The following is a 10069-nucleotide window of genomic DNA, read 5'->3' on the forward strand; positions in this document are numbered from 1 at the left end:
AAGAGACACCCGACCCCCCGCGGCCCACTGGGGGGGGCGGGCCCGCGGCGGGCACTACCGTACGGCGGGGTTACACGTTAGAATTGGCGCACGTATATCAGGCTAAGCCCGCGTTTTGACGCGGGTTTTTTTCATGCTAACCTCGGGCCGATCAAGTGGCCCGCCCAACGGAGTATTCCCATGGCGCTGGAGCGCACCCTTTCCATCATCAAGCCGGACGCCGTCGCCAAGAACGTCATCGGCGAAATCTACGCCCGCTTTGAAAAGGCCGGCCTGAAGGTCGTCGCCGCCAAGTACAAGCAGCTGTCGCGCCGTGAAGCCGAAGGCTTCTACGCCGTGCACCGCGAGCGTCCGTTCTTCAACGCGCTGGTCGAGTTCATGATCTCCGGCCCGGTGATGATCCAGGCGCTGGAAGGCGAGAACGCCGTGCTGGCCCACCGCGACCTGCTGGGCGCCACCAACCCGAAGGAAGCCGCCGCAGGCACCATCCGCGCCGACTTCGCTGAATCCATCGATGCCAATGCCGCCCACGGCTCGGACTCGGTTGAGAATGCCGCGATCGAAATCGCCTACTTCTTCGCCGCGACTGAAGTCGTCTCGCGCTGAGAGTGATGCCGTGAACGAGGTCGTACAGCCAACCGCCATCCCATCCGTGCTCGTCTCGAGCCCGGCTGTGGCCAAGCAGAACCTGCTCGACCTCGATCGCGAGGGTCTGGAGCGCTTCTTCGCCGAGACACTCGGCGAAGCGCGCTACCGTGCCCACCAGGTGATGAAGTGGATCCACCATCACTACGTCACCGATTTCGATGACATGACCGACCTCGGCAAGGCGTTGCGCGCCAAGCTCAAGCAGCATGCCGAGGTGCTGGTCCCGAACATCGTGTTCGACAAGCCCTCCGCCGATGGCACCCACAAGTGGCTGCTGGCCATGGGCACCGACGGCAAGAATGCGATCGAAGCGGTCTACATCCCGGACAAGAACCGCGGCACGCTGTGCGTGTCCTCGCAGGTCGGCTGCGCGCTGAACTGCACCTTCTGTTCGACCGCCACCCAGGGCTTCAACCGCAATCTGTCCACCGCCGAGATCATCGGCCAGGTGTGGGTCGCGGCGCGCCATCTGGGCAACATCCCGCACAAGCAGCGTCGTCTTACCAATGTGGTGATGATGGGCATGGGCGAGCCGTTGATGAATTTCGACAACGTCGTGCGCGCCATGAGCGTGATGCGCGACGATCTGGGCTACGGCCTGGCCAACAAGCGCGTGACGCTGTCCACCTCCGGCCTGGTGCCGCAGATCGACCGCCTCTCCACCGAGAGCGACGTGTCGCTGGCGGTGTCGCTGCATGCGCCCAACGATGCACTGCGCGAGACCCTGGTCCCGCTCAACAAGAAGTACCCGATCGTCGAGCTGATGGCCTCGTGCGCACGCTACCTGCGCGCCAACAAGCGCCGCGAATCGGTCACCTTCGAATACACCCTGATGAAGGGCATCAATGACCAGCCCGAGCACGCCCGCCAGCTGGCGCGGCTGATGCGCCAGTTCGACAACGCCGTCCAGGCCTCGAACGCGGGCAAGGTCAACCTGATTCCGTTCAATCCATTCCCGGGCACGCGCTATGAGCGCTCCGGCGAAACGGAGATCCGCGCCTTCCAGAAGATCCTGCTCGATGCCAAGGTGCTGACGATGGTGCGGCGCACCCGCGGCGACGATATCGACGCCGCCTGTGGCCAGCTCAAGGGCCAGGTCATGGATCGCACGCGCCGCCAGGCCGAGTTCAATAAAACGCTGCAGGACGGGAAAGGCCGGGATGCCGCTGCCTGATTGCCGATTGCCAGCCGTTGTTTTCCTCGCGCTGGCAGTGGTCGGCTGTGGCAAGCAAGGCATCAAACCGCCGTCCGGTCCCCTCGAGGTCGCGCCGACCTATGAGGCCCGGGACAACCCCGAGATCCGCAAACGCGTGAACTACCAGGACCAGATGGTCCTGGCCGGCGAGTCGCTGCGCGCGGGTGCCCCGGATGCCGCCGAGAAGCGGGTGCGCGCGGCGATGAAGATCGATGCGCGGCGTCCCGAGGCCTACATGCTGCTGGCAGCCATCGCCGCCCAGCGCGGCAACCAGGCCGAAGCGGGGCAGCTGTACGCCAAGGCCGCCGAGCTGGGCCCGGAGCGCGGCGACGTCCTCAACAATTATGGCGCGTGGCTATGTGCTCATGGCCGGCCGGCCGAGTCGCTGGTCTGGTTCGACCGGGCGCTGCAGGCGCCGGGCTACACCACCCCGGCGTCCGCCCTGGCCAATGCCGGTGGCTGTGCACTGGACGCCGGCCAGCCCGAACGGGCCGTGCCGGACCTGCGACGGGCACTTGAGATAGATCCCGTCAATGCCTATGCGCTCGAGTCGATGGCCCGCAACGAGTACGCCCAAGGGCGCTATTTCGAGGCCCGGGCCTTTTCGCAACGGCGTTTGACGGCTGCACCGGCCACACGTTCCGTGTTACAACTTGCCTCTCAAATCGAGGCGCGGCTTGGCGACAGCGTGGCATCCGGTCGCTATCTGCAGCGAATTCATGACGAATTTCCGCAGGATGCGGCACCTAATCCCCGGGGTTGAAGCATTGTGATTGATGACCAGACTGTGAACGCTTTTGATACTGCGGCCGGTTGCGGAGCTCGTCTTCGCCAGGCCCGGGAAGCGGCCGGACTGACCCTGGAGGCGGTGGGGCAGCAGCTGCACATGCCCGTTCAGGTACTCAAGTCCCTCGAAGAAGAACAGTGGCAGCGCCTCGGCGCGCCGGTTTTCGTGCGCGGCCAGCTGCGCAGTTATGCCCGTCTGCTGAAGGTGGACATCGGCGAGATCCTCGAGCAGGCGCATATCGGGCCGATCGTGCCACCGCAACTGGTCAGCCACACTCATACCCCGCGGGCCCGGCGCATTGCCGAGAGCCTGGGGCGTCGTGTTCTGTATGTCGGCATCACCGCGGTTCTGGCCGTGCCGGTCTGGTTCGCCACCCGCGGCCATTTCGATGGCACGGCGACCACCCCGAACACCGCCTCGCTGGATGTGATCCCGGCGGCGGTACCGGTGGCCGGTGGCGACACCCCGGACCCGGCCGCACCGGCGGCGGTCGAAGCGGCCAAGCCCTCGGCACCGGCGGCGCCGTATCTGGCATCGCTGACCCCGGTTCCGCGTCCGGCCGCTGCGCCGGCACCGCAGGCCGGCGCGCTGAGCCTGCAGTTCAAAGGCGACAGCTGGGTGGATATTTCCGGGCCCGACGGCACCACCGTCGAAAAGGCCCTGATCAAGTCGGGCGAGACCCGCAGCTTCGCGCCAGGCCAGGTGGCCCGCATGGTGCTGGGCAATGCATCGGCGGTCGAGGTTCAGCAGGCCGGCACTATCGTCGACCTTTCGCCGTACCAGCGAGCCAACGTGGCACGCTTTACGGTATCCTCTGACGGCTCCGTGGTCCCAGTTTCGCACTGAACCGCGTTTCCCCAATCCAATTCAAATAGCTCCTCCTCATGGGCGGGGCGAGAGTACGCATGGCGATCGACGACCTGCTCGACGAGCACGAACAAAGTGAACGCGTCCGCGGCTGGCTGCGGAAGAATGGTGTCAGCATCCTTGCTGGCGTAGCCATCGCGATCGGTGGCATCTGGGGCTGGAAAGAATGGCAGACCCGGCACAGCAACAGCCTGGCCGGCGCCAACGTCCAATACCAGATCGTCCTCAAGAGCCTGGAAGAAAAGGATCTGGAGCAGGCCGCCAAGGGTGTGAAGGACCTGGAAAGCGGCAAGGCCAACATCTATGCCGATCTGGCCGCATTGCAGCTGGCCAAGGCCCAGGTCGATGCCGGCAAGAACGAAGATGCGCTGGCGACCCTGCGCGCGATCAAGGCCGACCCCGAATTCAAGCCGGTGATCGAGCAGCGCGTTGCGCGCCTGCTGGTGGCCACCGGCAAGACCGAGGATGCGATCAAGCAGCTCGGCACCGCAACCGACAGCGCCAGCCTGGAAATCCATGGCGACGCACTGATGGCGCAGGGCAAGCGTGATGCGGCCCGCGAGCAGTATGAGAAGGCGCTCAAGACGCTGGACGTGGCAGCGCCCCAGCGGCGCCTGCTGGAAACCAAGTTGACGGATGCCGGTGGCACCGTCACCGATCCTGCGGAGTCGGTGTAATGAATCAGATGGTCATGATCAAGCGCGTTGCCACGGTTGCCCTGTTGGGCATGGCCCTGACCGGCTGCAGCACGATGAAGGGCTGGTTCGCCGGCAAAGATGCCGCGGCCAAGAAGGCACTGGAACCGGCCGAGCTGGTCAAGTTCGATGCCACTGCCAAGGTCGACAAGATCTGGACGGCCAACGTCGGCAAGGGTGAGAAGCGCATCGGTGTCCGTCAGGGCCCGGTGGTCGCCGATGGTCGCGTGTACGCGGCCGCCATCTACGGTGGCGTGCATGCCATCGACCTGCAGACCGGCAAGAAGATCTGGACCTACGAACCGGCCAAGGTGAAGAAGCAGCCCAAGCTGCGTCTGTCCGGTGGCCCGGGCGTGGGTGACGGCCTGGTCGTCATCGGCACCCTGGATGGCGAAGTCATCGCGTTGAACGCGGCCGACGGCACTGAGAAGTGGCGTGCCAAGGTGCCGGGTGAAGTGATCTCCGCGCCGGCCGTGGGCCAGGGCATGGTGTTCGTGCGCAGCAACGACGGTCGCGTGACCGGTCTGGATGCCGAGAATGGCACCCAGCGCTGGTTCAACCCGCGCGAGCTGCCGGCACTGACCGTGCGTGGCAACGCGCCGGTCGTCACCGGCCCGGGCGTGCTGTTCATCGGCAACGACGACGGCTCCATCGCCGCGCTGGCCATGCAGGACGGCCGCACGCTGTGGGACCAGATGGTCGGCAACGGCGAAGGCCGTACCGAGCTGGACCGCATGGCCGATATCGACGGCGCCCCGGTGCTGGAAGGCAATACGCTGTTCGTCAGCAGTTTCAAGAACCAGACCATGGCGATCGAAGGCCCGACCGGCCGTCCGCTGTGGGCACGTGATCATGGCGGCGCCGGTGGCGTGGCCCTGACCTCGAGCAATGTGTTCGTCACCGACAACAAGGGCGGCGTGTTCGGCCTGGACAAGGCCAGCGGTTCGGCCATGTGGTCGCAGACGGGCCTGGCCCGTCGTTCGCTGACCGGTCCGGTCATCCACGGCGATTACGTTGTGGTCGGTGATTACAAGGGGTATCTGCACTGGTTGCGGACCGATAACGGTGAGTTCGCGGCGCGCGCCAAGAGTGGCGGCGACGCCCTCCTGGCACAGCCGGTAGCTGCCGATGGGATTCTGCTGGTGCAGAACGTTGATGGAAAGCTGACCGCGTTCCGGTTGGCACAATAAGGAGTTACCGCGATGCTGCCCTTGGTCGCCCTGGTTGGACGGCCGAATGTCGGCAAGTCCACGCTGTTCAATGCGTTTACCCGTACGCGCGACGCGCTGGTCCATGACCAGCCCGGCGTGACCCGGGACCGTAATTACGGTGTTTGTCGTCTTGATGAAGACCACCCGTTCCTGGTGGTCGATACCGGCGGTATCGCCGGTGAAGAAGAAGGTCTGGCCGGTGCTACCGCCCGCCAGGCCCGCGCCGCCGCCGCCGAGGCGGACCTGATCCTGTTCGTGGTCGATGCCCGTGAGGGCCCGATGGACGACGAGATCCTGTCCTGGCTGCGCAGACTGGCTCGTCCGACGCTGCTGTTGATCAACAAGATCGATGGCATGAACGAAGACACCGTGCGTTCGGAATTTGCCCGTTACGGCTTCAGCGAAATGCTGACCGTCTCGGCCGCGCACCGCCAGGGCCTGGATGATCTGCTGGACGAGGTCGTGGAACGGTTGCCGGAAGAGGGCACCACCGAGACCCTGGACACCGATCCGAACCGCATTCGCATCGCCTTCGTCGGCCGCCCCAACGTGGGCAAGTCGACGCTGGTCAATCGTCTGCTCGGCGAAGAGCGCATGATCGCCTCCGAAGTGCCCGGTACCACCCGTGATTCGATCGCGGTGGACATGGAGCGCGACGGGCGTGAGTACCGCCTGATCGATACCGCCGGCCTGCGTCGCAAGGCGCGTGTCGAGGAAGTGGTCGAGAAGTTCAGCGTCATCAAGACCCTGCAGGCGATCGAGCAGTGCCAGGTTGCGGTGCTGATGCTCGATGCCTCCGAAGGCGTGACCGATCAGGATGCCAGCGTGCTCGGTGCGGTGCTCGATGCCGGCCGTGCGCTGGTGGTGGCGATCAACAAGTGGGATGGCCTGACCGACTACCAGCGCGAGCAGGCCGAAGCCCTGGTGTCGCGCAAGCTCGGCTTCGTGCCGTGGGCGGAAGTGGTGCGCATCTCGGCCAAGCACGGCTCGGGCCTGCGTGAGCTGTTCCGCTGCATCCACGCCGCGCATGCCTCGGCCACGCACGAATTCAGCACCAGCGAAGTCAACAAGGCGCTGGAAACGGCCTACGAGACCAACCCGCCGCCGGCGATCCGTGGTCACGTGTCCAAGCTGCGCTACGTGCATCCGGGCGGTTCCAACCCGCCGACCTTCATCGTCCACGGCACCCGTCTGAAAGACCTGCCGGAGTCGTACAAGCGCTATCTGGAGAACTTCTTCCGCAAGCGCTTCAAGCTGGTCGGCACGCCCGTGCAGTTCATCTTCCGCGAGGGTGTGAACCCGTACGAAGGCAAAAAGAACGTGCTCACCGAACGTCAGCTCAAGCGCAAGCGGCGCTTGATCAAGCACGTCAAGGGCAAGTGATGCACAAAGAGCCGGCGCAAGCCGGCTCTTTTCATTGGGGCGGCCGGAGCACCAGTGCGCGATAATCCCCGCATGAGCACGATCCCCGAACTCACCCCGGCGCAGGCCCGTGAACGCCTCGTCCATGGCGCGCTGCTGATCGACGTCCGTGAGGCGCACGAGCGTGCCACCGGCATGGCCGAAGGGGCGCTCGGCATCGCCAAGGGCGATCTCCAGGCCGAACCCAGCACCCATCTCCCGGCCGCCGACCGCGAGGTCGTCCTGATCTGCCAGAGCGGCAAGCGTTCGATGCAGGCCGCGGTCTTTCTGGCCGGCCTCGGCTACACCCGCATCGCCTCCGTGCACGGTGGCACCACCGCGTGGCGCGCCGATGGCTTGCCGCTGGTGCAGCCGATGCAGAGTGATGCCGAGCGCGACTTCAACGAACGTTACTCGCGCCATCTGCTGCTGCCGCAGGTGGGTGTCGAGGGCCAGAAGACGCTGCTGGCCTCGCGCGTGCTGGTGCTGGGCGCGGGCGGTCTGGGTGCACCGGCCAGCTTCTACCTGGCCGCGGCCGGGGTAGGGCACCTGCGCATCGCCGACGACGATGTGGTGGACCGCAGCAACCTGCACCGGCAGATCATCCATACCGACGCCAGCGTCGGCGAGCCCAAGGTGCTCTCGGCCCGCGCACGCCTGCTCGCACTCAATCCTTCGCTGGACGTGGAGGCCGTGCAGGCACGGGTTACCTCGGACAACATCGATGCGCTGCTCGACGGGGTCGACGTGGTCCTGGATGGCTCGGACAACTTCCCGCTGCGTTATCTGCTCAACGATGCCTGCCTCCAGCACGGCATTCCGCTGGTGTATGGCGCTGTGGAGCGCTTCACCGGGCAGGTCAGCGTGTTCGATGCCGGCCGCCAGCGCGGCGCCGCGCCTTGCTACCGCTGCCTGTTCCCCGAGCCGCCGCCGCCCGAGTTCGCGCCCAACTGCTCGGAGGCCGGTGTGCTCGGCGTGCTGCCGGGCATGGTCGGCCTGCTGCAGGCCACCGAAGTGCTCAAGCTGCTGCTCGGCATCGGCGAGCCACTGATCGGCCGCCTGCTGACCTTCGATGCGCTGGGCATGCGCTTCCGCGAGGCGCGGCTGCGTCCGGATCCGGCCTGTCCGCTCTGCGCGCCCGGGCGCGCATTTCGGGGCTACATCGATTACGCGGCGTTCTGCAGCGCCTGAGGGGCCGGGTTCCGGTGTCGTTATGGCGGCGATTTCGGGACGATGTGGCGTCCAGATTCAACATCGTTCTGAATTCAGTACGATAAAACGCAGCATCCGCGCTATTGCCCTTCACCGCTTTGCCCTATCGTTGACCCATCTTGTGCAGTCCGGGGAAACAACCGCATGGCGGTGGAAGCAGGTGCCAGTGAACTGGTGAAAGTGGTCGCCCTATTGGGTGCGGCAGTGGTCATGGTGCCGCTGTTCCGCCGGCTCGGGCTGGGCTCGGTGCTGGGCTATTTCGCCGCGGGCCTGGCCATCGGCCCGTTCGGGTTCGGCTGGTTCTCCGATCCGCAGGCCATCCTGCATACCGCCGAGCTCGGCGTGGTGATGTTCCTGTTCGTGATCGGCCTGGAGATGCGGCCCTCGCACCTGTGGAGTCTGCGCAACGAGATCTTCGGCCTGGGCACGCTGCAGATCGTGGTCTGCGGCGCGGTGCTGACCGGCGTGTGCATGCTGCTCGGCTTCCCGTTGCCGGTGGCCTTCATCGGCGCCGCCGGGTTCGTGTTGACCTCCACCGCAGTGGTGATGCAACTGCTCGCCGAACGTGGCGACATCGCGCTGCCGACCGGCCAGAAGATCGTCTCGATCCTGCTGTTCGAAGATCTGCTGATCGTGCCGCTGCTGGCCGTGGTCGCGTTCATGGCGCCGGTGCACAGCGACGCCGGCGAGAGCTCGCGCTGGGTCACCGTGGGTATCGCCGCCGGTGCGATCGTCGGCCTGGTGCTGGTCGGCCGCTTCCTGCTCAATCCGCTGTTCCGCATCCTTGCCGCCGCCAAAGCGCGCGAAGTGATGACGGCCGCTGCCCTGCTGGTCGTGCTCGGCGCCGCGCTGCTGATGCAGCTGGGCGGATTGTCGATGGCGATGGGTGCGTTCCTAGCGGGCGTGCTGCTCAGCGAATCCACCTTCCGCCACCAGATTGAAGCGGACATCGAGCCGTTCCGCGGCATCCTGCTCGGCCTGTTCTTCCTCAGCGTCGGCATGGCGCTGGACCTCACCGTGGTCGCCAACAACTGGCCGCTGATCGTCTCCGGCGTATTCGCGCTGATGTTTGCCAAGGCAATCTGCATCTACGTGGTCGCGCGCATCCTCGGCAGTGATCATCGCCAAGCGCTGGACCGTGGCGTGGTAATGGCGCAGGGCGGCGAGTTCGCCTTCGTGCTGTTCTCCGCCGCGGCGGTGGCGGGTGTGATCGACGTGCAGGTCAACGCCAACCTCACCGCGATCGTGGTGCTTTCGATGGCACTGACACCGCTGCTCGTGCTGCTGCACGACAAGCTGATGCCGGACCGTGAAGTCTCGCTGGATGGCGTGGAGGAAGCGGATGGTCTTTCTGGAAGCGTGCTGCTGATCGGCTTCGGCCGCTTCGGCCAGGTCGCCAGTCAGTCGCTGCTGGCACGCGATGTGGATGTGACCATCATCGACAACGACATCGAGATGATCCAGAGCGCCGAGAAGTTCGGCTTCAAGATCTACTACGGCGATGGCACGCGTCTGGATGTGCTGCATGCTTCCGGCGCGGGTGTCGCGCGGGCGATCGCGGTGTGCGTCAACGACAGTGCGCAGGCCGATCGCATCGTCGAACTGGTCGCGCACGAATTCCCGCAGGCCAAGCTGCTGGTGCGCTCGTTCGATCGCGAACACTCACTGCGCCTGATACACGCCGGTGTCGATTTCCAGATCCGCGAAACCTTTGAATCCGCGGTGGCCTTCGGTGAGGCTGCGCTGATCGAGCTCGGCCTGGACGAAGAAGATGCCGCGACCATCGCGCGCGAAATCCGCCGCCGCGATGCCGAGCGTTTCGAGCTGGAAATGGCCGGTGGTGGGCTGATCGCCGGGGCGCATATGGTCTACGGCAGTTCCCTGCCGGGCGTGCCGACGCCCACGCCGTTCACCGCGCCCAAGCGCAAGGCGCGCACGCTCAACGCGGATGAGTTGCCCGAAGAGGAATAAGGCTTCGGTAGTGGCGGGGGGGGGGGGGGGGCCCCCCGGGGGGGGGCGGGGGGGGGGGGGGGGGCGGCCGCCGCGGCGCCCG

Annotated in this window: 9 protein-coding genes; all 9 read left to right on the forward strand. The window is 65.8% G+C overall.

Translation table 11 applies throughout. The features are described 5' to 3' along the window. The first annotated feature begins 180 nt into the window (after nt 1–180). Entirely contained in the window at nt 181–606 is a 426-nt protein-coding gene (gene ndk / locus QMX81_RS19330; RefSeq protein ID WP_008265389.1) for a nucleoside-diphosphate kinase, read from the forward strand. Between the two features lie 10 nt (nt 607–616). Continuing rightward, complete coding sequence (rlmN, locus tag QMX81_RS19335; protein ID WP_282263899.1) at nt 617–1822, forward strand: 23S rRNA (adenine(2503)-C(2))-methyltransferase RlmN; 1206 nt, start codon at nt 617–619, stop codon at nt 1820–1822. Then, nucleotides 1809–2606, forward strand: a complete 798-nt coding sequence (gene pilW / locus QMX81_RS19340) for a type IV pilus biogenesis/stability protein PilW (protein WP_121042154.1) — start codon at nt 1809–1811, stop codon at nt 2604–2606. Before rlmN ends, pilW begins: the two co-directional genes overlap by 14 nt. 6 nt (nt 2607–2612) lie before the next feature. Continuing rightward, nucleotides 2613–3476: a RodZ domain-containing protein gene (locus QMX81_RS19345; RefSeq protein ID WP_121042156.1), complete on the forward strand. Its 864-nt coding sequence runs from the start codon at nt 2613–2615 to the stop codon at nt 3474–3476. A 59-nt stretch (nt 3477–3535) separates the two neighbouring features. Beyond that, nucleotides 3536–4174 (forward strand): tetratricopeptide repeat protein, encoded by a 639-nt coding sequence (locus QMX81_RS19350; RefSeq protein ID WP_019183086.1) that lies wholly within the window; start codon nt 3536–3538, stop codon nt 4172–4174. After that, the gene (gene bamB / locus QMX81_RS19355) at nt 4174–5382 is read left to right on the forward strand and encodes an outer membrane protein assembly factor BamB (protein WP_121042158.1); all 1209 of its coding nucleotides are present in this window, start codon (nt 4174–4176) and stop codon (nt 5380–5382) included. The genes QMX81_RS19350 and bamB overlap by 1 nt, the downstream gene beginning before the upstream one ends. A gap of 12 nt (nt 5383–5394) precedes the next feature. Further along, on the forward strand, nt 5395–6786 hold the full coding sequence (gene der, locus QMX81_RS19360; RefSeq protein ID WP_121042160.1) for a ribosome biogenesis GTPase Der: 1392 nt from the start codon (nt 5395–5397) through the stop codon (nt 6784–6786). A 72-nt stretch (nt 6787–6858) separates the two neighbouring features. Beyond that, complete coding sequence (gene moeB / locus QMX81_RS19365) at nt 6859–7995, forward strand: molybdopterin-synthase adenylyltransferase MoeB (protein WP_282263909.1); 1137 nt, start codon at nt 6859–6861, stop codon at nt 7993–7995. 165 nt (nt 7996–8160) lie between these two features. Beyond that, nucleotides 8161–9987, forward strand: a complete 1827-nt coding sequence (locus tag QMX81_RS19370) for a monovalent cation:proton antiporter-2 (CPA2) family protein (RefSeq protein WP_282263911.1) — start codon at nt 8161–8163, stop codon at nt 9985–9987. Nucleotides 9988–10069: the final 82 nt, after the last annotated feature.

Origin of the sequence: Stenotrophomonas sp. PS02301 (assembly GCF_029959485.1) — a bacterium.
Lineage (GTDB): Bacteria > Pseudomonadota > Gammaproteobacteria > Xanthomonadales > Xanthomonadaceae > Stenotrophomonas > Stenotrophomonas maltophilia_Z.